This is a genomic window from Adlercreutzia aquisgranensis (assembly GCF_943193145.1).
Lineage (GTDB): Bacteria > Actinomycetota > Coriobacteriia > Coriobacteriales > Eggerthellaceae > Xiamenia > Xiamenia aquisgranensis.
On record NZ_CALPDA010000006.1, the window covers coordinates 125,981 to 151,609 of the forward strand.

The window sequence follows — 25,629 nt, forward strand, 5'->3', positions numbered from 1 at the left end:
TGGTAAAACGCGAAATATCACCAAAATGGTGATGATGGGCGGGCAGTCGCGATTGCCCCCGGTTCGGTGATTGTGCGCCTGCGGTTGCTTGTCCACCATGGCTGGCGTACGGATGCGGGCCGCGTGGGGCGGCCTTGCGGCAACTACGAGGAGGATGCGCGATGAGCGACAAGACCATGGCCTTCAACAGGCGCTCGTTTGTGAAAGGCGGCATAGCGGCGGCTTCCGGATTGGCGCTGGGGGCGCTTGCCGGATGCGGTAACGCGCCCGTGAAAAGTCAAGCCGAGCCCGCTGCCGGCGGTTCGTCGGTTGCCTTGCCCGACAGCATCACCATGGCAGACGTGGAGAACTCCGCCGTCGAGCTTGAGCCTATCACCGACTTCGCCGCCGAGGAAACCTACGACATCGTGGTGGTGGGGGCCGGGTGCGCCGGCGTGCCTGCCGTGGTGACGGCGCTGGAAGAGGGCGCTACGGTGTGCTGCCTGCAGAAGGAGAGCATCGTTTCCGCCAACGGCGCCGGCGCTTCCTGCGTCGCCCACAAGTACTCCGACCCGGCGGCCGTTGCTCGCTGGACGTCGCTGTGGGCCGAGGAGAACCTGTGGCGCTTCAACCGCGAGCTGTTCAAGTACTGGGAGGAGCGCTCGGACGAGACCCTCAGCTGGATTCTGCAGAAGGGGCTTGCAGTAGGCGTGGAGCCCAACGTGTGCCTGACCGGCGAGAGCGTGTACCTGGACGGGCTGGGAACCGTGGCCGTGTGCAAGGCCATCCAGCCGGGCAACCAGGTGCTCATGGAGGCGCTGGCGGCCCAGGCGGAGAAGGACGGTGCCGTCTTCCACTACAGCACGCCGGCGGTGCAGCTGGTGCAGGACGAATCCGGCGCGGTTACCGGCGTGGTAGGCAAGGCGTCCGACGGGTCGTATATAAAGGTGAACGCGAACAAGGGCGTCATTTTGGCTGCTGGCGACTACATGAACAACGAGTCGCTGCTGAACCGCTACAACGGCGACGTGATAGATTGGCAGCCCGACCTCATCAACCATACCGGCGACGGCCATATCCTGGGGGCTTTGGCCGGCGGTCGTATTGCCCCGGGTCCCCACCCGCGCCAGATCCACAGCCTGTTCTCCGACGACCGCGTGTTTCTGGCCACGCCCATTCTATCGCTTGACCCGGAAGGCAACCGCTTCATGAACGAAGAGGTGGTGATGACCGACTGGAACACGGTGATGAAGTACTGCTATCCCGCCGATATGAAGAAGCATCTTTACCGCTTCCTGGATTCCGCCGTGGAGGAGAAGTTCCCCGGCGTGGCCACCGTGGAGGATGTGGAGGCGCTTGTGCAGGGCACCATCGAGGGCGGCGGCGAGCGCGGCAGCGGCCTGGGCGTGGGCCTTGCCACCTACAAGGGCGACACGCTGGAGGAGCTGCTGTACAACATGGGCATCGACGACCCGCAGCCGTTCCTGGACGGCATCGCCCGCTACAACGAGCTGTGCGCTTCCGGAGCTGACACCGATTTCGGCAAGAACCCTGCATATATGAAGGCCGTGGACACGCCGCCGTTCTACGGGATCATCAACAACCCCGAGACGCTGTCGGCGAACAACGGCGGTCTGCTGGTGGACGAGCACTATCAGGTGATCGACGCCGAAGGCAACCCCATCCCTGGCCTGTTCAGCGCCGGCGTGAACGGGGGAGACGTGTGCGGCGGCATCAACTGGCACATGCCCGCCGGCTCGTCCAACGGCCACTGCTTCAATGCTGGCCGCTACACTGTCATCTATGCGCTGACCGGCGGCCTTACGCCTTCGAAGCCGGCGAAGTTCGAGGACGTGGAGGACATGTTCCGCGACCCCAACGGCAAGTTCATGTGGGACAAGCCCGAGCTGATTAGCCACGACATCCCCCGTTGGTAGGGGCAATCGAGGCTTCTGCTCGGCGCAGGGTTTCCTGGCCCTGCGCCGAGTGACCGAAGGGGCAACGCTAGGGGTGCCGGGGGCTGATGCCGCGGCGCCCCTTAGCCTTTCGGGCCCGACTCCTTCTTAAGGATGCCGGCCTCGTACCAGCGTTTGGTTTCCTCTGGGGTAAAGCCGAGCTCGGCCAGGATTTCCTCGTTGTGCTGGCCGACGCAGGGCATGCCGCGCTCGATGCGGCCGGGATTGCGAGTAAGCCGGGGCACCACGGCTACGCCGCGGGTGGTGCCGTCGTCGTAGGCGTTTCGCCATTCGGTGAAGATACCGCGCGCCTGGTAGTGGGGGTCGGCCTCGCCCATGGCGAAGGTGTAGACGCGGCTTGCGGGCACCCCTGCAGCGGACAGCGCCTCCTCGGCCTCCTGAGCGCTGCGGGACCCGAGGAACGCCGCCAGCTGCTCTTCCAGCACGGCAGCGGCCCGGGTGCCCTTGCGAGCACCTACGATGCCTTCGGGAAAGTCCTCGGAAGGGTAGGAGATGCCCAGCACGCCGCAGAGGTTGCGCAGCACGCCGGCTCCCAGGCTCTGCAGGAACAGGTTCACGCCGTCGCCACAGGTGTAGGTGCCGACGCCTGCGTTCATGGCGGCGTTTCGTTGGGGGAGCGCCCCGGTGTTCAGGTAGCTCATCACGTAGAAGCCCGAGCAGCGCAGCATCGCCTCGAACTGGGCTACGTCCACGCTCTCGCCTTGGCCGGTCGCCTGGGCGCGGTGGAGCGCCGCTAGGCCGCCGGTTAAGGCCATAAAGCCGGCATAGTAGTCCGATACCTGGGGAAACGCCGGCAGCGGCGGGCGGTCGGCGTAGCCGTTCATCTCCATGAAGCCGGAATAGGCTTGTCCGATGCCGTCGAAGGAGGCCCGGGTGACGTAGTCGGGGACGCCGGTTTGGCCGTAGCCGGAAATATGGACGATGACCAGGCGCGGATTGAGCCGCCACAGCGTCTCGTCCGAGAGCCCCCAGCGAGCAAGCTGCCCTCCGCGAAAGCCATCGACCAGCATGTCGGCGGTGGCTACCAGCTTGTCGAAGGCGCTTCGTCCCTGGCTGCTGCGCACGTCGATGCACAGAGAGCGGGAGTTGCGCCGATCCATGACCGTTCCCCAGCCGGGTGCGGCGGCGTTCGGTCGCGAGGTATCGCGGCCTTTCGGATTCTCCACGGCTATGACGTCGGCACCCATATCTCCCAGCATGCTGCAGGCGAACGGTCCTGCGATGGCCTGGCACAACCCCAAGACCCGAACCCCCTGCAGCGGCCCGAACGGCGCGTGTTCCCCCATGATTCCCCTTTTCTCCGAAAACCCTTTCCGCTATCATGAGAAGCGTATTTCATGCCAAAAGCACTGTAATGAAGAATAAACAGGGATATTGCTTAATTACTGCGGAGTACACCGGCCGCAAACGGCATAAGCGAGGTGCTGCTGAGAAGCGTCGGTGCGCTGATCGGGCTGTCTGCCGGCGAGCGCGCGCTTCAAGCGGGCTGAGCGGAACGGCATTGGGGCTGCGGCCAGCCTGGCGGAAGCCAAGCGGGCGCGACGCGGGGAAGAAGGGAGGGCGTGTGGGCTACGGGCAGGCACCGACGGCTGGGTGGCGCCACGACCTTCAGGTCGAACAGCGCCAAAGCCATCGCCAGGCGCTCTCTCCTACGCTGTTCCGCAGCATGGAGATGCTGGCCATGCCCTCATGCGATTTGCGGTCGTTTTTGCAGTCGGCGGTGGACGACAACGTCATGCTGGCCTTCGACCCTGATGCCTTTGCCGGCGCGGAAAGCGTTTCCTTCGACGATGCTCAGGAGCGCAACCGGCTTGCGGGGGACGCGGTGTCGCGGGAACGGGGGAGCCGGCAGCACGGCCTTTACGACGACGGGCGCCTGTCGGCTGCGTTTCTGCAAGAGCGGCTGTCGCTTTCGCAGTACCTGCTCTGCCAATGCACCCCTGCCAACGAAGCGGTGTTTCTGGAGGTGGCCGAATGCCTTGACGAACACGGGTACTTCCAAGGGGATGTGGACGCCATCGCCTTTGCTCTGGGATGCCCGCGCCAGGAAGTCGAGGACGAGCTGCGGCTCATTCGCACCTTGGAGCCGCGGGGCGTGGGGGCCGAGGATGTGCGGGATTGCCTGCTGCTTCAGCTCGACCAGGACGATGCGAACTACGACCTTCTCTGCAAGCTGGTGAGGGATCGGCTGGACGACGTGCCGACGCTGCGAGGCGGCTCCATCGCCTGCACGTACGGCGTTACCCGCGAGGAAGGCGCACGCCTGCTTGCGGTGCTGCGCTCGCTGGACCCTTGGCCGGGGCGTCCCTTCGCCCGGGCCGAATCGGTGCGCTATACGGTCCCCGACGTCGTGGTTTCGCGCACGCCCGACGGCGGCCTTGCGGTGTCGCTTTCCCTTTCGGAGACGGCGGGGCTGTCCATCGACGAAGGCTATCGGCGGCTTTCCCTGTCCCCGTCGCTTGACGGGGAGGCGAAGGGGTATCTGGACGAGAGGCATCGCCAGGCTGCAGGGTTGCTGCGGGATGTGGCGTTTCGACATAAGGTGGTAAGCGGCCTTGCTGCTTATATAGTTGTGCACCAGCGGCGCTTCTTCGAATCGCAGGGCGCGCTGCTCGACGCGCTGTCCGTGCGCGATGCAGCTGACGAGCTGGGGGTTCATCCGAGCACCGTGAGCCGGGCCATAGCGGGAAAGACCATGCGCACCCCTTTCGGCGTCTTCCCGCTGAGCGTGTTCTTCAGGGCGGGCGTGACCGGACGCGAGCCAGACGATGCGGACGCTCCGGCCGAAGCGGTGGCGACGTACCAGGTGAAGGCGTCGATCAAGCGCATGGTGGAGGGCGAAGATCGCTGCCGGCCGTTGAGCGACAACGCGCTGCGGCAGGCGTTGGTGGCCAAGGGCGTGAGGATAGAGCGGCGCACGGTGGCGAAGTATCGGGAGTGCCTGGGCATTCCCTGCTCTACGGATCGACGGCGCATGTACGGCGTCTGCCGTTGACGAAACTCCCAAGCAATTCCGCTACAATAGCACCTTCTGCGTTTTGAGACGGGCGATTCCCCCGCTGGCTGCGGCAGGGCTGGGGGGTCTTTTCTGCGAGACGAACCTTCGGCGCGCAGGTGCGGGAAAGAGGTACGAGCCCATGTTGCAAGACAATGCCATGGCCCATGCGTGGCGGGAGTACGCCGCTGGAGCCGAGCATCCGGCGAAGGTCGTGCGACCGGAGATAGCCCGCTCGTGGGCTCGCTGTCGCAAGGCGGCCATCAATCCTTGGAGCAACACGCGCCGCTATGTGGACGAGGCGCGATTGGACGGCGCTCGCAACGACCACGAGCGGCTTATCCGCGTGGCCGACCCGGTCATGCGGGTGGTGAGCTCGCTTCTGGCATGCAACGTTTCGCTCATGGACAAGCAGGGCTACGTGTACCACCTGGTGTCTCCCTTCTCGAACTACTCGCTTACCGTGGGGCAGGAGATGCGCGAAGAGCTGGTGGGCACGTGCAACGCCGCTTTGGTGCAGGTGGAGAACAAGCCGGTGCGCTGCGACTACTTCGAGCACTACCGCGTGTGCAGCCAGGCCTACTCGGGCGCTTCGGCGCCGTTTCTCTACGAGGACGGCACGTTCGGCGGCGCCATCAACCTGAACAGCCCGCTTTTGCCGCTGCCGCCCAACGCGGAAATCATGGCCTCGGTGGTGGCTCGCCAGTTGCGCAAGCTCTTCTTCCTGAACCATAAGGCGTGGCAGCCGCTGTCCTCCGTGGAGTTCTTCGCCCCGCTGTTCGCGCTGCTGGAAGGGGCGTTGGTGGTGACCGACGGCCAGGGGCACGTGCTGACGGTCAACGACGAGGTGCTGGGCACGCGCAAGCAGTCGTCGGTGCCGCCCTATGGCACGGAGCTGCTGGGCCGATGGGTGGCCGGCGGCGAGAAGACGGCGCGCAAGCTCATGGCGCTTCCGGTGAACGACCCGCTGGGGCTGCCTCCGGACACGGTGGTGGAGTTCGGGCGCTCGAAGCAGCCCTACCGGCTGACCGCGGTGCGCCAATGCTCGCTTTCGGCGAAGCAGGTCTACCGGTTCTTCCTGTTCGAGCGCTATAGCGAACCGACTTCCGCGAGCAAGGAGCCGGCGCCGGCCAGCTTGCAGCAGGACGTGGTGGGGAAGAGCCCCGACTGGCGCGAGGTGCTGGATTTCGTGGATCATGTGGCGCCGTTGAAGGTGAACACGCTGCTTTTGGGGGAGTCGGGCACGGGCAAGGAGGTGATTGCGCGGGCCATCCACAACCGGTCGGGGCGCAAAGGCCCCTTTGTCGCCGTGAACTGCGGAGCCCTTCCGCGCGACCTTCTGGCCAGCGAACTGTTTGGCTATGCTCCCGGCGCGTTCACCGGGGCCAACGCTGAGGGCCTGCTGGGCAAGTTCGAGTTCTCGAGCGGCGGCACGCTGTTCTTGGACGAGATAGGCGAGATGCCCCCGGATATGCAGGTGGGACTGCTGCGCGTGCTGCAGGAGCGCGAGGTCACGCCCCTAGGCAGCAACCAGGTGCGCCCTGTGGACATCCGCGTCATCGCCGCCACGAACCAAGACGTTGCCGCCATGTTGGAGGCGCGGACGTTTCGCAACGACCTATACCACCGCCTGTCCCAGGTGGAGCTGACGTTGCCTCCGCTTCGGCAGCGAAGCGGCGACATCCCCCTGTTCGTGGAGCATTTCAACCGTCAGGTCAGCACCGATCTGGGTATTCCCCATTCGCCGTTCTCCGCCGAGGCCCTGGAGGCGTTCCTTTCCTACGAATGGCCCGGCAACGTCCGCGAGCTGCGCAACGTGGTGGAGCGGTGCCTCATCTTCTGCGGGCAAGGCTCCGAAGTGCTGCCCGAGGACGTGCGCAACCACATCCTTCGGCGGCGCGGCTAGGGAGAAATTTTTCCGAAAACTGAAGACTTGGCACGGCGTGCGCACTTTCCTTGGACGTGAAGACGTATCCAAGAGGAAAGGACGGATGCCATGGGTGACAGCTTCAAGCTGCTGTGCTCTCCCATCCAGGTGGGGTCCCTCATGTTGCGCAACCGCATGATCTCGACGTCCATGGGCCCGGGCCATGGGTACATCACCCCCGACGGAAAACCGACGCAGCGTTTGCTGAACTTCCTGGAGGAGCGCGCGGCGGGAGGCTTGGCGGTCATCTGCCAGACCATAGCCCCCTGGCGCCGCTCTACTGAGGTGCGCCATCCGCTGGTTACCGGCGCCGACGAGAGCGACTTGCCCGAGCTTCGCCGCATGGTGGAGGCGGTGCATAAGCACGGCGGGCTCATCGTGGCCCAGCCGTGGGCCGTGCACCTGTGGGATCCTGGCGACGGCCGTCCGGAGACCACCTACGGCCCGGGACCGAAGGCGTGGCGCGAGCCGCCGTACACCACCATGAGCATCGAGGACATCCAGACGCTTCGGGCCCAGCTGAGAAACTGCGCGAAGCTCTGCCAGCAAGCCGGCTTCGATGGCGTGGAGGTGATGGCCGGCGTCGGCGGCATCCTCAACCGGTTCCTGTCGCTGGCGACCAACGACCGCACCGACGAATACGGCGGTTCGCTGGAGAACCGGGCGCGACTTACCCTGGAGTGCATCCGCGATGTGAAGGAAGCCTGCGGCGAGGACTACACCGTGTTCGTGCGCTGGTCGCCGGTGGAGTACGTGGAAGGCGGCGTGTGGGACGTGGAGGAGTCCTTCGCCTTTGCCAAGATGCTGGACGAGGCGGGCTGCGACCTGCACAACCTCATGATCGGCTGGCACGAGACCTCCATCCCGCTGACCACCAAAGACATTCCCGACGGGCACTGGTCCTTCGTGTCCGAGAAGATCAAGCAGCAGGTAAGCAAGCCGGTCGCCACGGCCTACCGCGAAACCGACCCGGTGGTGATGGAGCGCATCCTGGAAGAGGGGAAGGCCGACGTCATAGCCGGCCTGCGCTACGTTATCGCCGACCCGGCCTTTGCCCGCAAGGTCTGCGAGGGCCGCGCCCACGAGATCGACCGTTGCGTGGGCTGCTGCCGCTGCCTCGACGACGTGCTGGGCAAGGGGCGTCCGCTGAACTACTGCAGCGTGAACCCGCATCTGGGCGAGGAGCTGGACGCACCCTTGTACGGCGGCGGCAAGGCAGCTGGCAGCAAGACGGTGCTCGTGGCCGGCGCGGGCATGGCGGGCATCCAGGCGGCGCTGGCGGCGTCGGCGCGGGGCCATAAGGTGAAGCTGGTGGAGAAGGGCCCGCGCATCGGGGGCGCACTTGTGCTCTCGGCGGTGTTCAGCCCCACCTACGAGCGCATTCTAGGGCGCTATGCCGATCAGCTGGCCGCCGACCCCAACATCTCGATCCGCCTTAACACCGAGGTCACCCCCGACTACGTGCGCCAGGAGAACCCGGATGCGGTGATCGTGGCCACGGGTGGCGACGCCATGGAGCTGGACGTTCCCGGCGCCGATGGCAAGAACGTGCTGCAATCCCACTACATACTGGAAATGATCAACGGCCATGCTCCCAAGAGCAAGGGCGTGCTGAACAAGCTCATGTACAAGGGAGCTGCGCTGACGCTGCCCCGCCTGTACTCGCCGGCGCTGGCCCGCTGGGCTCTGGGCAACTTCCCCTGGCCCCTGAAGAAGCGCATCGCCATCATCGGCGGCGGCCTTCCCGGTTGCGAGCTGGGGCGCGAGATGATGCGCCACGGCCGGCAGATAGACATCGTCGACGACCACAAGAAGATCGGCTTCGACGTGGGCAGCAGCGACCGCTTCCACGTGCTCTCCGAGTTCAAGAAAGCCGACAACGTGCGCTTGCATCCGCTTTCCACGGTGAAGTCCATCGAAGACGACGGGGTGACCATCGTAGAGGATGGCGCCGAGCACAAGATTGCGGCCGATTCCGTGGTCATCGCCCTGGGCTTCGCGCCGAACACGAAGTTGGCCGACGAGCTGGGGGAGGTGGTTGAGGAGCTGTACGCAGTAGGGGATTGCGCCGAGCCGGCCCGTATGGCCGATGCTGTGAAGCAGGGCTATCGCGCCGGTTGCAGGGTGTAAGCAGAAGCAAACGGAAAGCAAGAAGGAAGTGAGAGGATGAAAGCAGCAGACCAGCCCCGGTTCGGATCGATGGAGGGCGTGCGCGTGCTGGGCGTGGGCACCAACATCGCCGGCCCGGTGGCCTGCACGTTCTTCGCCGAGCAGGGAGCCAGCGTCATCCAGGTGGAGTCCACGAAGGCCCCCGACATGTTCCGCAACATGGGCAACGCCTGGGCCATCGAGCATCGCAACAGCCGCTCGATTGCCTTGGACGTGCGCTCGGAGAAAGGCGAGGAGGTGCTGAAAAAGCTCATCGCCCAGTCCGACATCCTGATCGAGTCGTCGAAAGGCGGCACGTGGAAACGCTGGGGACTCGACGATGAGGCTCTGTGGGCCATCAACCCGGCGCTCGTGATCGCGCACGTGTCCGGCTACGGCCAGACCGGCGTGGACGGCTACGTGTCCCGGGCGTCGTTCGACACCATCGGCCAGGCCTTCGGCGGCTACGTGGCCGTCAACGGCATGCCCGATCCGGCGCTACCGTTGCCGGTGGTGCCCTATACGTGCGACTACGTGACGGCGCTGTTCACCGCGATGGCGACCTCCATGGCGCTGTACCGGGCACGGGCGACGGGTGAAGGCGAGAGCATCGACGTGGCCCAGTACGAGGTGATGGCGCGCATCCAGGGCAACTTCCTCATCGATGCGGTCAACGGCGGGTCGCAGCCGCCGCGTCTGGGCAATTTCGGCAACGCCTTCGTGGCCATTCCCAACGTCATGCGCTGCGCCGACGGCAACTGCGTCACCTTCGCGTTAGGGGGCGCCGCGGTTTGCAAGCGGGCCGAAGAGCTGCTGGGCCTTACCGGGGATCCGGACTTCGATCCGCCCCATGCGGGCTACCGCAAGGCCGACGGCCCGCGCGCCCAGAAGATGCTCGAGGCGCTGCAGGCGTACTGCAACGCCCATAGCGCCCAGGAAGTCAACGATGCCTTCAACGACCGTCAGATCCCCTGCTCGATGATCATGACCTTCGACATGATGGTGGAAAACGAGCAGTACCAGGCGCGCAACACGCTGATTACCTGGGACGATCCCGTGCATGACAAAGAGGTGCTGGGTGTGGGGTGCATTCCGGCATTCACTCGCAACCCGGGACAGGTGTTCCGCGGCGGCCCCACCTACGGCATGGACAACGACGATGTGCTTGAAGAGCTCGGCTTCGCATCTGGGGAGATAGAGCAGATGTATGCCGAGGGCATTATCAAGAAGAGCTAGGAGAAGGATATGACAGAGCTTACCGCCGCGCCATCGAGCGCGCGCAAGAAGAACACGGTCTACTACATCAACTGCGTCATCACGCTGGTGCTCATGTTAGCGGGCTTCCTGATCGGCCCGATTGGCCCCTTGACCGAATCCGGCTCGAAGGTGGTCTTCATCTTCGTGGGCGTGGTCTACGGCATGATCACCGTGGGCATTACCTGGCCGGCCCTTCTGGGCATGGTGCTGCTGGGCTTTTCCGGCTACATGGACACGGTGGACGCCGAAGGGAAGGTGACGGCGGCAACCACCGTGGCCAAGGTGTTCCTGAACGCTTTCGGCAATGACACCTACCTGTTCGTGTTCTTCCTGCTCATCTTCGCGGCGATTATGAACAATTCCGGGCTTTCCAACACCATCGCCTACAAGATGGTGTCGCTCAAGTTCGCCCAAGGCAAGCCCTGGGTGCTCTCGCTGCTCATCCTGGTGGCGGCCTACCTGGTGGGCATGCTCATCAGCTGCTCGCCCGGCATCCTCATTCCCTGGGCTATCGTGTACACCATCTGCAAGCTGGTGGGTTACACCCCCAAGGACCAGTGGCCCAAGTTCATGGTCATCGGCATCGTGCTGGCCGCCCAGCTGGGCAACGCTGCCCTTCCTTTCAAGCCGCTGTCGCTGCAGATGATGGCCAGCCTGAAGGACGCCACCGGCATCGTCATCGACTACGTTCCCTTCACCATCTTCGCCATCATCATGTCCGTGCTCATCATGGTGGGTTACTGGGCCATGTGCCGCTTCTGCTTCCGTATCGACGTGGCGCCGCTCAAGAAGGCTGACGTGAACCTGGGCTCCGACGTGGTGTTCACTGCTCAGCAGAAGCAGCTGTGCGTGGCCCTGGCCGCCCTGTTCGTGTTCCTGTTCGTGCCTAGCTTCCTGCCTGCCGGCACGCCGGCCAAGGCGTTCTTCACCACCTTGGGCTCCACGGCCGTGGCGGTGGTGATCATCGCGGTGCTGGCCCTGATGCGTAAGAAGGACGGCAAGCCCTACGTGAACGTCATCGAGTCCATCAAGACCGGCGTGCCGTGGGAGACCCTCATCCTGCTGGCCTTCGTCATGGTCATCTCCACGGCGCTGACCACCACGGGCAACGGCGTGAAGGAGGGCCTGTCTATGGTGCTGAACCCCGTGCTCGGGTCTGCCAGCGGCTTCATGTTCTCCGTGATCTTGCTGATCGTGGCCGCTGTGGGAACCCAGGTGCTGGGCAACCTCATCTACGGCCTCATGCTGATGCCCATCGTGTGCGTCTACGGCGCTGCCACCGGCGCCGACCTGAGCATGCTCACCGTGGCGCTGTGCGTGGTGCTCAACGCTGCTTTGGTCTTGCCTTCGGCAAGCCCCTTGGCCGGCCTGCTGCACGGCAACACCGAATGGGTCAGCGAGAAGGACATCTACAAGTACTCGATTCCCAACGTGCTGGTGATCGTCGTGGTGGCCGTGATTCTGTGCGCCACCTTGGGTGCCGTGATGTTCTAACAACCCGCTGGGTGCGCGGATGCCGCTGCAACGGCTTCGCGCACCCTTTTCGGAGGCGGGCGGACGGGCTGGCGGCTTTGCGCCGTTTCGGGATTCACCCCGCCCGAACCGGCGTCCGTCCCGCCTTCGATTCTGGCTGAGAAGGAGGTTTGCCATGGCAGAGGGGAAGAGGGTTTCGCGGATAGCCTGCGTTGCCGTCATGGTGGCGCTTATGGCTCTTCCTTTCGGGCTTCCGTGCCCGGAGGGATTGACGCAAAGCGGATTCAAGGTGCTCGGAATCTTTCTTGGGTGCGTGTTCGGCTGGTCGACCGTGGGAGTGATGGGCACGTCGCTTCTGGGGATGGTGTTTCTGGGGTTCGTGCCCGAATTCAGCGTGCAGGGCGTTTTCAAAGAGGGCTTCGGCGGCACCACGTTCATGCTGGTGTTCTTCATGGTCACCTTCGCCGGGGTGCTCGACCAGGTGGGGCTGGGAGAACGGGTTGCACAGTGGATTCTGAGACGCAAGTTCACGCGGCGCGACCCGTGGGTTCTGTCGCTGTCGCTGCTGCTGACGGCCTATGTCACCTCTTTCGTGACCAGCGTCATGCCCGGCATCATCATCTCGTGGGGCATCCTGTCCAGCATCTGCCATGCCTGCGGCTACAAGCGCGGCGACAGCTGGCCGAAGCTTATGACCGTGGGCATCGTGCTTGCCTGCTGCATGGGCCATTCCGCGTGGCCCATAGAGGTGCTGTCCTTCACGTTGCTGGGCATTTACGACGCCCAGGGTCTGCCGCCGATCAACTACCTGTCGTTCACGGTGCTGAACACCTGCATCGGATTGGGTGCCATGGGACTGTACCTGACTGCCTGCCGACTGCTGTTCAAGCCCGATGTCGACCGCCTCTCCCGTGCGCACGATTTCGCACGGGACATGGGGCCGCTTACCCGGGCGCAGAAGGCTGTCGTGGCCTTCACGGTGGTCTTCTTCGCGGTGCTGTTCCTGCCCGGGGCGTTTCCGGGAGCTGGCGGGCTGCTGGGGCTGTTGGAGTCGGTGGGCACCGTGGGCTGCGCCGTGGTGGTGCTGGCTGCGGCGGGAATGGCCCGCATGGCGGATGGAAAGCCCCTGGTGAACCTGCCGGCGGCCATCCGTGACGGCGCCCCGTGGGAGTCGATGATCCTCATCGCCTGCGCCATACCGCTTTCCTCGGCGCTCACCAACGCCGACGTGGGCTTGAGCCCGCTTTTCAGCCATGGGTTCTCGGTGCTGTTCGGTTCGGTGGGAAGCGCTGCGCTGTTCTCGGTGCTGTTCGTGGTCGTGGTGGTGCTGCTCACCAACGTCATGGGCAACGTGACCGTGGGCGTGGTGCTGCTGCCCATCATGATTGCGGCGGCGCCTTCCATGGGGGCTAACGCAGCATTGCTGACCGTGGTTACCTGCATCGCCTGCAACGCGGCGTTCCTGCTTCCCTCAGGCGGCCCCACGGCCGCGGTGCTTCACGGCAATCGCGATTGGTTCGCCGGCTCAAGCCAGATCTATCCTTTCGCGGCGGCAGGGGCGTTGTCGTTTGTGCTGTCGGCTCTGGCGTTCATGCTGGTGCTGGGGCCGTTGCTGTTCTAAGGGTGCCTGCCTCCCGCTTTGGTTGCGGCGCATCGGCGGCCTCCTGCGCGCCGGCTGCGGTGCACCGGCGGTTTCCCGCACGCTGACTGCGGCGCATCGGCGGCCTCTCGCGCTGGCCGCAGTGCATCGGCGCGGGGGGGGGTGAGTGCTTGGCCGCGGCCTTAGGCGGCAGGGCTTTCGTGCAGCCCAGATTTCGGGGATGCGATTCATCGGTACTGCGCCCGAGAGCTTTTTCGGGCTGAATGTGCAAAAGGACGGGCCGCTTGCTTGCGGCGTTACCGAAGGAAAGGAGCGGTATTCATGGATTTTCGCTTGACCGAAGAGCAGGAGCTTTTGCTGGAGTCGCTTGACGAGCTGATGGAGCGCGAATGTCCTCCCAGCTACGTGGCCCAGTGCGATCGGGAAGGCCGCTTCCCTGCGGAGTTCGCCCAGGCGCTTGCCGACAACGGTTTCGGGCTTCTGGGGGTGCCGGAAGAGTACGGTGGGGTTCCGGTCGACACGCTCACGCTTATGCTGGTGAAGGAGCGCCTGATGAAAAACGGCGGTCCCATCTGCCTGTTCACTCAGCCGTTTCTGGTGGATACCGTGCTGTCCTTCGGCAGCGAGGAGCAGATTGCGGCCACTATGGACGCGGTGAAGCGCGGCAAGGTGGCCCACTGTTCCGGATTCACCGAGCCGGGCGCGGGGTCCGACAACTCGGGGTTGGCCACTACCTTCACCCGCAAGGACGGTAAGGTGCACATCAGCGGGCACAAGTCCTTCATCACCAACGCAGACACGGCCCCTTACATGATGTGCCTTACCCGCGACCCGCTGCAGGAGGACCCGCGCCGCGCCTTCACCACCTGGTGGGTGCCCATGGACGCCGAGGGCATCACCGTGGAGCCGCTCGACAAGATAGGCTGGCACATGTCCAACACCTGTGAGGTGTACCTGAACGACGTGGTGGTGGAGGAGAAGGACATCTTCGGGCGCGAGGGCGAAGCGCTCAAGCAGACCATGAAGAACTTCGAGGTGGAGCGCTTGCTCATGGCGGCTGCTTCCCTGGGGCAGGCCGAGTGCGCCTTCGACGACGCGGCCGCTTACGCGAACCAGCGCGTGCAGTTCGGCAAGACCATCGGGTCGTTCCAGCTCATCCAGCAGAAGATCACCGACATGGCCATCAAGATAGAGAACATGCGCAACCTGGTGTACAAGACCGCCTGGGAGCACGACAACGGCATCCCCATCCGCAACAGCTCCGCAATGGCGAAGCTGTACTGCGCTCGCGCCGCCTGCGAGGTCATCGACGACGCGCTGCAGATCATGGGTGGCTTGGGCTACACCAACGACTGCCGCATCTCCCGCCTGTGGCGCGATGCGCGCAACGCCCGCATCGGCGGCGGTACCGACGAGATCATGTACCACGTGGCAGGACGGGGCATCTTGAAGGAGCTGAAGTAGGGAGCATGTGCCGTGCAGCGCGCCTCGTTTGGTCGGGTCTCGACCTCTTCGGCGCACTACGCCTTGCGCCTCTGTTTGAAGCATTCCCGCATGCGCTTGCGCCGACCTTGCGGGGCGCCTTGCCCCTCTGCTTTTATCCGTTGCATTGCAAACGAAAGGAATAACCATGGCCGAGATGTTCTCACCCCTTGACGACCTGATTGCCGAGCAGTCCCTGGTGGACGCCCTGGTGGCCGACTTTACCGAGGAAGACTGGAACCGCCAGGCTTCCTACTGCACCACCTGGAAGCTGAAGGACGTGATCGCCCATATCGCGCTGTTCGACTATTGCGCTAACGAGCTTATTTGCGGCCGCGGCTCCGATGTTGCGTCGGTGGCCCAAGCGTATTCGAAAAGCGATGAGCATTTTAAGATTGACGCCTGGCAGGGCAAAAGCGGCGCCGAGGTGCTGGCATGGTGGCGCGAACAGCGGACGCTCATGGATGCTGCGTTCATGGAGGCAGGCCCGAAGGGCCGCGTGCCCTGGGCCGCCGGCATCCCGCCCATGTCCGTGCGCTCCCTGGCCTCCGCCCGCCTCATGGAGCTGTGGGCCCACAGCGTGGACATCTACGACGCCCTGGGCATCGACCCGGTCGTGAAGGAGCGCATCACCTCCACGCTGTTCCTCTCCTGGCAGGGCCGCCCCAACATGTACAACGTCAACGGCCTCGAGTTCGACCCCGAGGTGCCCATGCACCTGGAGCTGACGCTGCCCTCCGGCGAGGTGTGGGCCAAGGGCGAGCCCAACGATGCGAACTACATCAAGGGAACCGCCAGGGACTGGGCGCTCGTGGCCATCCGCCGCCGCAACTGGATGGACACCGACCTGGAGGTGGTGGGCGACGAGGCCCGCAGGTACGCCTCCATCGTGCAGACCTACGCCGGCCCCGCCGACCCGGCCCCCGAGGCCAAGCGCCAGCGCTAGGCGGCGGCCAGTCAGAGCGCACGAGGGCGGGGTTCTGCAGGGATTTGCGCAGAACCTCGCTCTTGTGCACTGCTGTGGGGAATGTCCCTCCATATATCACACACATCTGTTCGCTTTTCGGGAGCGCGTCTCTTTGGGGGCGCGTTTCTTGCGCTTGTAAGGAAACGGGCATATGACCAGCGCGTAACGGATGCTTGCGAGGGTGCTTCGGCGTCTTCCGGGCGAGTATAGTTCCAGTGTTGATAAAAACTGTTGTGGCAGACTCTAGAAAACTTGACAGATAGAGACTCAGATTATATAGTGTGAAAACATAAAGACAGATTGAGCCAATCGCTATAAGTTAATGTAAGCGTTTGGCTCTTTCCACAACTGAGTTTTTACCAACGGCATCGCAGTAGGTATAACTCCGACTGAGAGGAACGAACAAAATGGCAAAGATTCTTGGCATCGACCTGGGCACCACCAACTCCGCAATGGCCGTCATGGAGGGCTCCGAGCCCGAAATCCTCGTGAACGCCGAGGGCGACCGCACCACTCCGTCGGTCGAAGGCTTCCGTAAGGACGGCGAGCGCGTGGTGGGCAAGGCCGCGAAGAACCAGGCGGTCACCAATCCCGAGAACACCGTCTCGTCGGTGAAGCGCTTCATCGGCCGCAGCTTCGACGAGACCCCCGAAGAGCAGAAGACCGTCAGCTACAAGGTGCAGAAGGGCAAGGACGGCCGTGCTGTCGTCGACATCGACGGCAAGGACTACACCCCCGAGGAGATTTCGGCCATGGTGCTGCAGAAGCTGAAGGCCGATGCCGAGAAGCAGCTGGGCGCCCCGGTCACCCAGGCCGTCATCACCGTGCCCGCTTACTTCAACGACGCTCAGCGCCAGGCCACCAAGGACGCCGGCAAGATCGCCGGTCTGGAAGTGCTGCGCATCATCAACGAGCCTACGGCCGCTGCCTTGGCCTACGGCCTTGACAAGACCAACAAGGACGAGAAGATCCTCGTGTTCGACCTGGGCGGCGGCACCTTCGACGTGTCGGTGCTGGAGCTGGGCGACGGCGTGTTCGAGGTGGCCTCCACTGCTGGCGACAACCATCTGGGCGGCGACGACTGGGACCAGCGCATCATCGACTGGCTGGCCGACAAGTTCAAGGCCGACAACGGTATCGACCTGCGCACCGACAAGATGGCCCTGCAGCGCCTGAAGGAAGCGGCGGAGAAGGCCAAGATGGAGCTTTCCTCCACTTCGCAGACCAACATCAACCTGCCCTTCATCACCGCCGACGCCACCGGCCCGAAGCACCTGGACTACACGCTGACCCGCGTGGAGTTCGAGCGCATCACCAAGGACCTGCTGGATCGCTGCAAGAAGCCCGTGGAGCAGGCGCTGGCCGACGCGGGCCTGAAGGCCGGCGACCTTGACGAGGTCATTCTGGTGGGCGGTTCAACCCGCATGCCCGCCGTGCAGGACCTGGTGAAGAAGCTCACCGGCAAGGACCCCAACATGTCCGTGAACCCCGACGAGGTGGTGGCCATGGGCGCAGCCGTTCAGGGCGGCGTGCTGGCCGGCGACGTCGAGGGCATCCTGCTTCTGGACGTGACCCCGCTTTCCCTGGGTGTCGAGACCATGGGCGGCGTCATGACCAAGATGATCGAGCGCAACACCACCATCCCCACCCGCAAGACCGAGATCTACTCTACCGCCTCTGACAACCAGACCAGCGTGGAAGTGCACGTGCTGCAGGGCGAGCGCCAGATGGCTTCCGACAACAAGACCCTGGGCAAGTTCCAGCTGACCGGCATTCCGGCTGCCCGCCGCGGCGTCCCGCAAATCGAGGTCACCTTCGACATCGACGCCAACGGCATCGTGAACGTGTCCGCGAAGGATTTGGGCACCGGCAAGCAGCAGCAGATTACCATCAGCGGCTCCACGGCCCTGAACGACGACGAAGTGGACCGCATGGTGCGCGACGCCGAGCAGCACGCCGAGGAAGACAAGCGCCGCCGCGAGGAAGTGGAAGTGCGCAACAACTGCGATGCGCTGGTGAACGCCACCGAGCAGACCCTGGCCGAGGTGGGCGACAAGGCTCCGTCCGACGTGAAGAGCCAGGCCGAAGCCGCCATCGCTGCTGCCAAGAGCGCTCTTGAGGGCACCGACGTGGAGGCCATCAAGGCGGCGACCGAGCAGATGCAGCAGGCCGGTTACAAGCTGGCCGAGGTGGTGTACTCCACCGAGGGCGCCGGTGCCGCTTCTGCCGCCGCCACCGCCGAAAGCACCCCGGCTGACGACACCATCGAGGCCGACTACGAGGTGGTCGACGACGAGAACGAAGGGAAGTAGCAGCCATGACGCAGAGCACTCCTACTCCGGGGCGCGAAGCAGCAGGCCAGAGCGGGGCTGCGGCAACTGACGCCACGCAGGCGAACGCCGCTGCCCCCGCCGCTAACGACCCGGTAGCCGCCGACGGCGAAGCCCCCGTGGAGGATGCGGTGGAGGTGGTCGTCGAAGGTCCCGAGGGCACCGAGGCGGCTCCCGTTGCCGAAGAGCTGCTGCTGAAGGCCCAGGCGGAAGTGAAGGACTGGCAGGACAAGTACATGCGCCTGCATGCCGAGTGGGACACCTACCGCCGCCGTACCGCCGAGCAGCGCGAGGCCGAGAAGGCCCGGGCGACGGAGAAGCTGGTCACCAGTCTGCTTCCGGTGCTGGACGACTTCGAGCGCACCATCGCCTACGCCGAGCAGCACGGCGAGGCCGGGCTTCTGGACGGCGTGAAGGCTGTGTCCACCAAGCTGGGGCATACGCTGGAAAAGGACGGGCTGATCACCATCGACCCGGTCGGCGAGCCCTTCGACGCGCTGGAGGCCCAGGCCGTTGCCACCGTCGAGGACGCGGAGGCCTTCGACGAGACCGTGCGCGAGGTGTACCAGAAAGGTTACAAGATGGGTTCGAAAGTCTTGCGACCTGCCATGGTAACCGTCACGACCGGTGGTCCGAAGCGGCCGAAAACGCCTGATGAAGGCGGCGATCAGTAACGAAACTCGGATGGGGGAGCGGGCGCTGGCACAGGCCCGCTTCTCCCTGTTGAATACCGGTTAGGCTCCATGCTTCGCCGGCTCGCGCCGACGCTGCGGCGTCGGGGGCGGGTGGCAAAGCGGGCCTTCGGAATACGAACACAAGGAGGTGGACAGCGTTATGGCAGCGACCCCGGACTACTACCAGATTCTCGGCGTACCCCGTACCGCCACGGCGGCCGAGATCAAGAAGGCGTTTCGCAAGCTGGCGCGCACCCATCATCCGGATGCGGGCGGCGACGAGGCTAAGTTCAAAGAGATAAACGAAGCCTACGAAGTGCTCTCCGACGACAAGAAGCGCGAGCTGTACGACCAGTACGGTACCGCTAACGAGAACCAGATCCCGCCTCAGGGCTGGGGCGGCGCGGTGGACTTCGGCGACATCTTCGGCGGCGCGGGCGGAGGAGCCGGGTTCGGCGGATGGGCCGACATCCTGGAGAGCATCCGCCACGGCGAAGGCGCGTTCGGCGGCAACTGGGACTTCGGCCAAGGGCGCACGCCGCGTCCCCAGAAGGGCCAGGACATGAACGTGACGCTGAACATCACGTTCGACGAAGCGTTCAACGGCGCCGAGAAGCGCGTGACCGTGCGCGTGCCCGGCAGACAGGAATCGGAGACGCTGACGGTGAAGATTCCCGCCGGCGCCGTAGACGGCGGGCGCATGCGCTTCAAGGGCAAGGGAGCCCCCGGCGCTAACGGTGGCGAGGACGGCGATCTGCTCATCGTCACGAAGATCGACGAGGACGGATTGTACCGGCGCAAGGGGGCAGATGTGCTCATGGACGTGCCAGTGAGCTTCGCTGAAGCGGCCTTGGGCGCCAAGGTGACCGTGCCCACGCCCGACGGCAAGAAGGTGCGCGTGACCATTCCCGCCGGCACCCAGGACGACACGGTGCTCACCGTGCGCGGCAAGGGCGCGCCGAAGGTGAAGGGCGAAGGCAGCGGCGATTTGAAGATTGCCGTCAAGGTGAAGGTGCCCACGCAGCTCAGCGACGCCCAGACCGAAGCCTTGAAGGCGTTCATGGAGGCAAGCGACGAATCGGTGAGGAGCTGGGAGTCATGAGTTCGCGAACCGACCGCAACCGCCCGCTGTACATGATCAGCGTGGCCGCCGAGCTGGCCGGCGTGCATCCGCAGACCCTTCGCGCCTACGAGCAGAAGGGCCTGGTCACACCCCAGCGCACCGAAGGCAACACTCGTATGTACTCTCAGGCCGACATCGAGCGGCTCGAGCTTATCAACGAGCTGACCGGCGAGGGAATCAACCTTGCCGGCGTCATCCGCATTCTGGACTTGCAGGGGCGCCTGGACGAACGCGACCAGGAGCTGGACGATTTGCACAAGCGGGTCCGCCGCCTGGCCGACCGGGTGCACGAGCTGGAGACCCGCGAGAGCGTGAACGCCCTGGTGCGGGTCGCCGACATGCCTTCCTCGCTGCGAAGGCTTCCTTAAACGCAACCTGCGACGAACACTTAGAAGGAGGGACACCTCTATGAATATGGGAAGTTTGAACAAGCTGGCCCTTTCCGCCCAGGAGGCGCTGCAGCAAACGCTCACCGTAGCATCTGACGCGCAGTCCTCTCAGGCCGAGCCTATCCACATGCTCAAAGCCCTCCTGGTTTCCCAGGAGAACAACCTTTCGGCCATCATCAAGCGCATCGGGGCCGATCCGCACCAGCTGCTGGCCAACGTCAACGACGAGATCTCGCGTATGCCGAAGGTCTCCGGTACCGGCGGCATGATGGGCGTTCCGGGCCCTGCGCTCATGGGCGTCATCGACCAGGCGGTGAAGATCGCCGAGAAGCTGGGGGACAGCTACGCCACCACCGAGCATCTGCTCATCGCGCTTTCCGAGGACAAGAACGCCGCCGGACGCATCCTGAACGGCGCCGGCGTCACCCGCAAGACGGTGGAGGCCGCCTACGAGGAGCTGCGCGGCGACACCCGCGTGACCGACCAGGCCAACAAGACGCAGTTCGAAGCGCTGGAGCAGTACGGCCAGAACCTCACCCAGCGCGCCCGCGAAGGCAAGCTCGACCCGGTCATCGGCCGTTCCGAGGAAATCCGCCGCACCATCCAGGTGCTCTCCCGGCGCACCAAGAACAACCCGGTGCTCATCGGCGAGCCGGGCGTGGGCAAGACCGCCATCGTGGAGGGCCTGGCCCAGCGCATCGTGGCCGGAGACGTGCCCGGGTCGCTGAAGGACCGCGAGCTTATCGCCCTTGACCTGGGCGCCATGGTAGCAGGAGCCAAGTACCGCGGCGAGTTCGAGGACCGCCTGAAGGCGGTGCTGCGCGAGGTGAAGGACAGCGACGGCCGCGTCATCCTGTTTATCGACGAGCTGCACACCATCGTGGGCGCCGGCTCCACCGGCGACAGCTCCATGGATGCGGGCAACATGCTGAAACCCGCGCTTTCCCGCGGCGAACTGCATGTCATCGGCGCCACCACGCTGGACGAGTACCGCAAGTACATCGAGAAGGACGCTGCGCTGGAGCGCCGCTTCCAGCAGGTGCTGGTAAGCGAGCCTACGGTGGAGGACACCATCGCCATCCTGCGCGGGCTGAAGGAGAAGTACGAGATCCACCACGGCGTGCGCATCACCGACGGCGCCATCGTGGCTGCAGCGGAGCTCTCCAATCGCTACATCACCGACCGCTTCCTGCCCGACAAGGCCATCGACCTTATGGACGAGGCGGCCAGCCGCCTGCGCATCGAGATCGACTCCATGCCCGAGGAGGTGGACGCCGCCGAACGCAAGCTCACCCAGATGCAGATCGAGGAGCAGGCGCTCATGAAGGAGTCCGACGAGGCTTCCAAGGAGCGGTTGGAAGCGCTGCGCAAAGACATCGCCGCGGCCAAGGAAAGCCTTGACAAGCGGAAGGCCGAATGGCGCAACGAGAAGGACGTTATCGAGAACGTGCAGACTCTGAAGGCCCAGCTGGAAGAGGCTCAGAACGAAGAGGCCCGCGCCACCCGCGAGGGCGATCTGGCGAAGGCATCCGAGATTCGCTACGCCCGCATCCCCGACTTGCAGGCGCGCCTGGCCCAGGCCGAGGAGGACCTCAACGTACGCCAGCAGGACGGCGCTATCCTCAAGGAGGAAGTCACCGACGACGAGATCGCCGGCGTGGTGAGCGCCTGGACCGGCATCCCCGTGCAGAAGATGATGCAGGGAGAGATGGCCAAGCTGGTGGATCTGGAGTCGAAGCTGCACGAGCGCGTCATCGGCCAGGACAAGGCCGTGGCCTCCGTGGCCGGCGCCATCCGCCGCAGCCGCGCGGGGCTTTCCGACCCCGAGAAGCCCATCGGCTCCTTCCTGTTCTTGGGTCCCACGGGCGTGGGCAAGACCGAGCTGGCCAAGACGCTGGCGGAGTTTTTGTTCGACAGCGAGCGGGCCATGGTGCGCATCGACATGTCCGAGTACATGGAGAAGTTCAGCGTGCAGCGGCTCATCGGCGCTCCTCCGGGGTACGTGGGCTACGACGAGGGCGGCCAGCTGACCGAGGCCGTGCGCCGGCATCCCTACTGCGTCATTCTGCTCGACGAGGTTGAGAAGGCCCATCCGGACGTGTTCAACATCCTGTTGCAGGTGCTCGACGACGGACGCCTGACCGACGGTCAGGGCCGCGTGGTCAGCTTCAAGAATGCCATCATCATCATGACCAGCAACATCGGCAGCCAGGTGATGCGCGAGCGCGCCGCCTTCGAGCAGCAGACCATGGGCCAGATGGTGGAGGAGATGCAGGACATGACGCCCGAGGCGGCAGCGAAGAAGCTCATGGAGTTCAGCAACCGCATCAACGACGCCCTGCGCTCCACGTTCAAGCCGGAGTTTCTGAACCGCATCGACGACATCGTCACCTTCGACGAGCTGACCATCGCCGACATGGAGCCCATCGTCGATCTGCAGCTGGAGGACATCCGCAAGCGCCTGGCCGGCCGCCGCATCACGCTTGATGTGACCCCCGAGGCCATGGAGCACCTGTCCATCGACGGTTACGACCCGGTCTACGGCGCCCGTCCGCTGAAGCGCCTCATCCAGCGCGAGATTGTGGACCGCATAGCCCAGCAGGTCATCGAGGGCAAGGTGTTCGATCGCAGCCACGTGCTCATCGGCATCGGCTCCGACGGTAACTACGAGTGCACCGTGGAAGAGCCCCTGGACGTGAGCAGCCTGGAGGATTTGAACCTCACCGATCTGGACTCCATGGGGTTGGACGCCTAGGGGGCTTTCGTCCCAGGCTTTCCACACGCCGGATTCCGAGCCCTTCCCTCCGAGCGATTGGAGGGAAGGGCTTTCGCCTTCCTTGCGGCCGGGTTTCCGGTGCGGACTTCGGGGTAGCGCAAAAGCTAGCGCGACAACAAACGAAAAAGGCTCGTGCAGTTGATTATCCTTATGGGATGCCGGATTGCCTGAGATGCTAGCCGTGGCGCGGGCGGCCGCTGCTTCGAGCGTTGTTACTTTGGCTTCTTGTCGCGCAAGACAGTGCATACGGGGAGGGTTCTGCTGGTTTTGCTGCAGAACCCTCCCCGTATGCACTGTTCGGATTGGGTGACGGCGGCTTGCGGTCGAACTTTTGAGTTTGGGTGAAGCCGCCGGGGCATGGGGTGCAGGCCTTCGCCGAAAGGCTACCATGAGCAGCGCAAGAAACCGCTGCCGCGACTACTGACCGCAGGGGTTATCCCGCCGGCGTATCGCGGTTCTTTCCAAAGGAGACCTCCGTGCTTGCTGAGCGCTTTCTTACCAACACCGTGAAGACCATCGCCGGCAACCGGCTTTCCATGAAGCCCACCGACGAGCGCTTCTTTCCCGACCCCGAGCCGAACACCCGCTACATGCTGTACATGCACGTGCCCTTCTGCGAGCGCCTGTGCCCCTACTGCAGCTTCAACCGCTACCCCTTCCGCGCCGACATCGCCAAGCCCTACTACGAGTCCATGCGCAAGGAGATGTTGCTGCTGGCGAAGCAGGGCTACGACATCGAGAGCATCTATGTCGGCGGCGGCACCCCCACGGTGGACATCAACGAGCTGTGCGAGACGCTGGATTTGGCCCGCGACACGTGGGATATCAAGGAAGTGGCCTCGGAGACGAACCCGAACCACCTGACCCAGCCGTGGCTGGACAAGCTGCACGGGCGCGTGCAGCGCCTGTCCGTGGGCGTGCAGTCCTTCGACGACGACCTGCTGCGCCAGATGGACCGCTACGAGAAGTACGGAAGCGGGCAGGAGATCATGGAGCGCATCGCCGAGGCGCTGCCGTACTTCGAGTCGCTCAACGTGGACATGATCTTCAACTTCCCCACGCAGACCGAGGACATGCTCATCAGCGACATCGAGCACATCGTGGAATGCGGCGCGCGCCAGACTACCTTCAGTCCCCTTTACGTGAGCAACGCCACGGCCAACAAGATGGCCAAGACCTTGGGCGCTATGGACTACAACCGGGAGTTTCGCTTCTACAAGCTGCTGGATGGCATCCTGACCGGCGGCGACAGGCCGTTCTTCCGCCGCGACACCATCTGGACCTTTAATCGCCTGAACGACGAAGGCGAGGACGACCACGCCCTGCTCATTGACGAGTACCAGACCGCCTACGATGCCTACCCGGCCATCGGCAGCGGGTCGATCACGCACCTCAACGGCGCGCTGTACGTGAACGAGTTCAGCCTGCGGGACTATTCCGCCGCCGTCGACGAGGGGCGCATGGCCATCATGGGCAAGTCGGTGCTGTCCAAGCGCGACCTTATGCGCTACAGCTTCCTGGTGAACCTGTACAAGCTGCGCCTGGACAAACGGGCCTTCAAGGAGGAGTTCGGCGTGTCTGTGGAAGCGGGCTTGCCGGCCGAGATGGCCTTCATGCGCCTGAACGGGTCCTTCGCCACCGACGACGCCTGCGAGCTGACGCTCACGGAACGTGGCCGCTACCTCACGCTGGTGATGTACCGCCAGTTCCTGAGCGGCATGAACAACCTGCGCGACCAAGCCCGCGCCCAGCTCACCGGCCTGGAGCACGAACTGCTTTTCGGCGACGGCACGCCGGCGTAGAGGCTTACTGTCAGGGGCGCTTGCTAATCGTCTAGGCTCATGAGGGCGTAGTCGTCGAGGTCGTGGCGGGTGTACAGGACGCGCCAGAGCGTCAAGGCTTCTTCGGTGAAGGCGTAGAACAGCCGGTACTGACCAACGCGGTACGTGCGCATGCCGTGATGTGTCAGCAGCTCGTCGTCGAATCGCTTTCCGAGCGTGGGGATATCGGCCAATGAAACCAGGGCATCCTGGAGTTGCTCGTACCGTCGTTTGGCGGCTTGAGGGGAGTCGAGGACTTGCCCTACGCAGACGACCGCCGATTCGATATCGTAGGCCGCCTTCGGCCTGTACGTGACGGAGCGTCTCGCTATCAGAGTCTCCATGTTTTGAAGATGTCTGCCATGTGGGCGTTCAGTTGTTCTTGCGAAACGGTTTCGGGGCGATACGAGGCTTCTATCTCGGCCTCGCGCAGCTTCAGCACGTAGCGGTCATGCTGCCGCTGACGCTCGTAGGCCTCGCAGTCGATGATCACGAGCGCTGCCTTTCCGTTCTTCGTCATGAAGATAGGTTCCTGGGTGTTTCGCGCATCCTCGCAGATTCCGTTGAGGTTGGTGCGCAGCTCGCTGATGGGTCGGATATCCGGAACCGCTATGGCTGATGGCATGGCGTCCTCCTTGAAAAGCCCTTATTTGTGCAATATAAGTGCAAAATTTGGCCCTATCAAGAGGGAACAAGTTGGACCGAACGCAGAG

18 protein-coding genes are annotated in these 25,629 nt (G+C 64.2%); 15 read left to right on the forward strand and 3 right to left on the reverse strand.

All coding sequences use genetic code 11. The features are described 5' to 3' along the window. Nucleotides 1-161 precede the first annotated feature (161 nt). The gene (locus NFR41_RS05045) at nt 162-1,916 is read left to right on the forward strand and encodes an FAD-binding protein (RefSeq protein WP_251230956.1); all 1,755 of its coding nucleotides are present in this window, start codon (nt 162-164) and stop codon (nt 1,914-1,916) included. Between the two features lie 101 nt (nt 1,917-2,017). Here NFR41_RS05045 and NFR41_RS05050 read toward each other — a convergent pair whose 3' ends face one another. Continuing rightward, nucleotides 2,018-3,241, reverse strand: a complete 1,224-nt coding sequence (locus NFR41_RS05050) for a CaiB/BaiF CoA transferase family protein (RefSeq protein WP_251230957.1) — start codon at nt 3,239-3,241, stop codon at nt 2,018-2,020. A 278-nt stretch (nt 3,242-3,519) separates the two neighbouring features. On the opposite strand from NFR41_RS05050, the gene rpoN reads away from it, so the two are divergent. From rpoN to NFR41_RS05120, 14 genes are all read left to right on the forward strand, one after another. After that, nucleotides 3,520-4,950: an RNA polymerase factor sigma-54 gene (gene rpoN / locus NFR41_RS05055; protein ID WP_251230958.1), complete on the forward strand. Its 1,431-nt coding sequence runs from the start codon at nt 3,520-3,522 to the stop codon at nt 4,948-4,950. A gap of 142 nt (nt 4,951-5,092) precedes the next feature. After that, nucleotides 5,093-6,856, forward strand: a complete 1,764-nt coding sequence (locus NFR41_RS05060) for a sigma-54-dependent Fis family transcriptional regulator (RefSeq protein ID WP_251230959.1) — start codon at nt 5,093-5,095, stop codon at nt 6,854-6,856. Between the two features lie 90 nt (nt 6,857-6,946). Beyond that, nucleotides 6,947-9,007, forward strand: a complete 2,061-nt coding sequence (locus tag NFR41_RS05065) for an oxidoreductase (RefSeq protein ID WP_251230960.1) — start codon at nt 6,947-6,949, stop codon at nt 9,005-9,007. 36 nt (nt 9,008-9,043) lie between these two features. Then, on the forward strand, nt 9,044-10,261 hold the full coding sequence (locus NFR41_RS05070; RefSeq protein ID WP_251230961.1) for a CoA transferase: 1,218 nt from the start codon (nt 9,044-9,046) through the stop codon (nt 10,259-10,261). A 9-nt stretch (nt 10,262-10,270) separates the two neighbouring features. Further along, on the forward strand, nt 10,271-11,776 hold the full coding sequence (locus NFR41_RS05075) for an SLC13 family permease (protein WP_251230962.1): 1,506 nt from the start codon (nt 10,271-10,273) through the stop codon (nt 11,774-11,776). Between the two features lie 154 nt (nt 11,777-11,930). Next, nucleotides 11,931-13,376 carry an SLC13 family permease gene (locus tag NFR41_RS05080; RefSeq protein ID WP_251230963.1) on the forward strand — a complete coding sequence of 482 codons (1,446 nt, stop codon included), beginning with the start codon at nt 11,931-11,933 and terminating at the stop codon, nt 13,374-13,376. A 300-nt stretch (nt 13,377-13,676) separates the two neighbouring features. Next, nucleotides 13,677-14,819 carry an acyl-CoA dehydrogenase gene (locus NFR41_RS05085; protein ID WP_251230964.1) on the forward strand — a complete coding sequence of 381 codons (1,143 nt, stop codon included), beginning with the start codon at nt 13,677-13,679 and terminating at the stop codon, nt 14,817-14,819. A 166-nt stretch (nt 14,820-14,985) separates the two neighbouring features. After that, the gene (locus NFR41_RS05090; protein WP_251230965.1) at nt 14,986-15,783 is read left to right on the forward strand and encodes a TIGR03084 family metal-binding protein; all 798 of its coding nucleotides are present in this window, start codon (nt 14,986-14,988) and stop codon (nt 15,781-15,783) included. A 428-nt stretch (nt 15,784-16,211) separates the two neighbouring features. After that, nucleotides 16,212-18,116 (forward strand): molecular chaperone DnaK, encoded by a 1,905-nt coding sequence (dnaK, locus tag NFR41_RS05095; RefSeq protein WP_160213565.1) that lies wholly within the window; start codon nt 16,212-16,214, stop codon nt 18,114-18,116. A gap of 5 nt (nt 18,117-18,121) precedes the next feature. Then, nucleotides 18,122-18,808, forward strand: coding sequence for a nucleotide exchange factor GrpE (locus NFR41_RS05100; RefSeq protein ID WP_160213566.1), 687 nt, complete (start codon nt 18,122-18,124; stop codon nt 18,806-18,808). Between the two features lie 160 nt (nt 18,809-18,968). Continuing rightward, nucleotides 18,969-19,910: a DnaJ C-terminal domain-containing protein gene (locus NFR41_RS05105; RefSeq protein ID WP_251230966.1), complete on the forward strand. Its 942-nt coding sequence runs from the start codon at nt 18,969-18,971 to the stop codon at nt 19,908-19,910. Next, nucleotides 19,907-20,299: a heat shock protein transcriptional repressor HspR gene (locus NFR41_RS05110; protein WP_160213568.1), complete on the forward strand. Its 393-nt coding sequence runs from the start codon at nt 19,907-19,909 to the stop codon at nt 20,297-20,299. Before NFR41_RS05105 ends, NFR41_RS05110 begins: the two co-directional genes overlap by 4 nt. A 40-nt stretch (nt 20,300-20,339) precedes the next feature. Next, a complete protein-coding gene (gene clpB / locus NFR41_RS05115) occupies nt 20,340-23,075 on the forward strand; it encodes an ATP-dependent chaperone ClpB (RefSeq protein ID WP_160213569.1) in 2,736 nt (911 codons plus the stop codon). Between the two features lie 497 nt (nt 23,076-23,572). Further along, a complete protein-coding gene (locus NFR41_RS05120; protein ID WP_251230967.1) occupies nt 23,573-24,898 on the forward strand; it encodes a coproporphyrinogen III oxidase family protein in 1,326 nt (441 codons plus the stop codon). 23 nt (nt 24,899-24,921) lie between these two features. Here NFR41_RS05120 and NFR41_RS05125 read toward each other — a convergent pair whose 3' ends face one another. Both NFR41_RS05125 and NFR41_RS05130 read right to left on the reverse strand, forming a co-directional pair. After that, nucleotides 24,922-25,260, reverse strand: a complete 339-nt coding sequence (locus NFR41_RS05125; protein WP_251230968.1) for a type II toxin-antitoxin system RelE/ParE family toxin — start codon at nt 25,258-25,260, stop codon at nt 24,922-24,924. After that, entirely contained in the window at nt 25,248-25,541 is a 294-nt protein-coding gene (locus NFR41_RS05130; protein ID WP_251230969.1) for a type II toxin-antitoxin system Phd/YefM family antitoxin, read from the reverse strand. The genes NFR41_RS05125 and NFR41_RS05130 overlap by 13 nt, the downstream gene beginning before the upstream one ends. Nucleotides 25,542-25,629: the final 88 nt, after the last annotated feature.

What these genes read in the sequence shown, in the direction of transcription:
- NFR41_RS05050 (WP_251230957.1), bottom strand. Translation starts at nt 3,241, where the DNA reads ATGGGGGAACACGCGCCGTTCGGGCCGCTGCAGGGGGTTCGGGTCTTG.
- NFR41_RS05065 (WP_251230960.1), top strand. Translation starts at nt 6,947, where the DNA reads ATGGGTGACAGCTTCAAGCTGCTGTGCTCTCCCATCCAGGTGGGGTCC.
- clpB (WP_160213569.1), top strand. Translation starts at nt 20,340, where the DNA reads ATGAATATGGGAAGTTTGAACAAGCTGGCCCTTTCCGCCCAGGAGGCG.
- NFR41_RS05090 (WP_251230965.1), top strand. Translation starts at nt 14,986, where the DNA reads ATGGCCGAGATGTTCTCACCCCTTGACGACCTGATTGCCGAGCAGTCC.
- NFR41_RS05105 (WP_251230966.1), top strand. Translation starts at nt 18,969, where the DNA reads ATGGCAGCGACCCCGGACTACTACCAGATTCTCGGCGTACCCCGTACC.
- NFR41_RS05100 (WP_160213566.1), top strand. Translation starts at nt 18,122, where the DNA reads ATGACGCAGAGCACTCCTACTCCGGGGCGCGAAGCAGCAGGCCAGAGC.
- NFR41_RS05075 (WP_251230962.1), top strand. Translation starts at nt 10,271, where the DNA reads ATGACAGAGCTTACCGCCGCGCCATCGAGCGCGCGCAAGAAGAACACG.
- dnaK (WP_160213565.1), top strand. Translation starts at nt 16,212, where the DNA reads ATGGCAAAGATTCTTGGCATCGACCTGGGCACCACCAACTCCGCAATG.
- NFR41_RS05125 (WP_251230968.1), bottom strand. Translation starts at nt 25,260, where the DNA reads ATGGAGACTCTGATAGCGAGACGCTCCGTCACGTACAGGCCGAAGGCG.
- NFR41_RS05060 (WP_251230959.1), top strand. Translation starts at nt 5,093, where the DNA reads ATGTTGCAAGACAATGCCATGGCCCATGCGTGGCGGGAGTACGCCGCT.
- NFR41_RS05130 (WP_251230969.1), bottom strand. Translation starts at nt 25,541, where the DNA reads ATGCCATCAGCCATAGCGGTTCCGGATATCCGACCCATCAGCGAGCTG.
- NFR41_RS05070 (WP_251230961.1), top strand. Translation starts at nt 9,044, where the DNA reads ATGAAAGCAGCAGACCAGCCCCGGTTCGGATCGATGGAGGGCGTGCGC.
- NFR41_RS05080 (WP_251230963.1), top strand. Translation starts at nt 11,931, where the DNA reads ATGGCAGAGGGGAAGAGGGTTTCGCGGATAGCCTGCGTTGCCGTCATG.
- NFR41_RS05110 (WP_160213568.1), top strand. Translation starts at nt 19,907, where the DNA reads ATGAGTTCGCGAACCGACCGCAACCGCCCGCTGTACATGATCAGCGTG.
- NFR41_RS05045 (WP_251230956.1), top strand. Translation starts at nt 162, where the DNA reads ATGAGCGACAAGACCATGGCCTTCAACAGGCGCTCGTTTGTGAAAGGC.
- NFR41_RS05085 (WP_251230964.1), top strand. Translation starts at nt 13,677, where the DNA reads ATGGATTTTCGCTTGACCGAAGAGCAGGAGCTTTTGCTGGAGTCGCTT.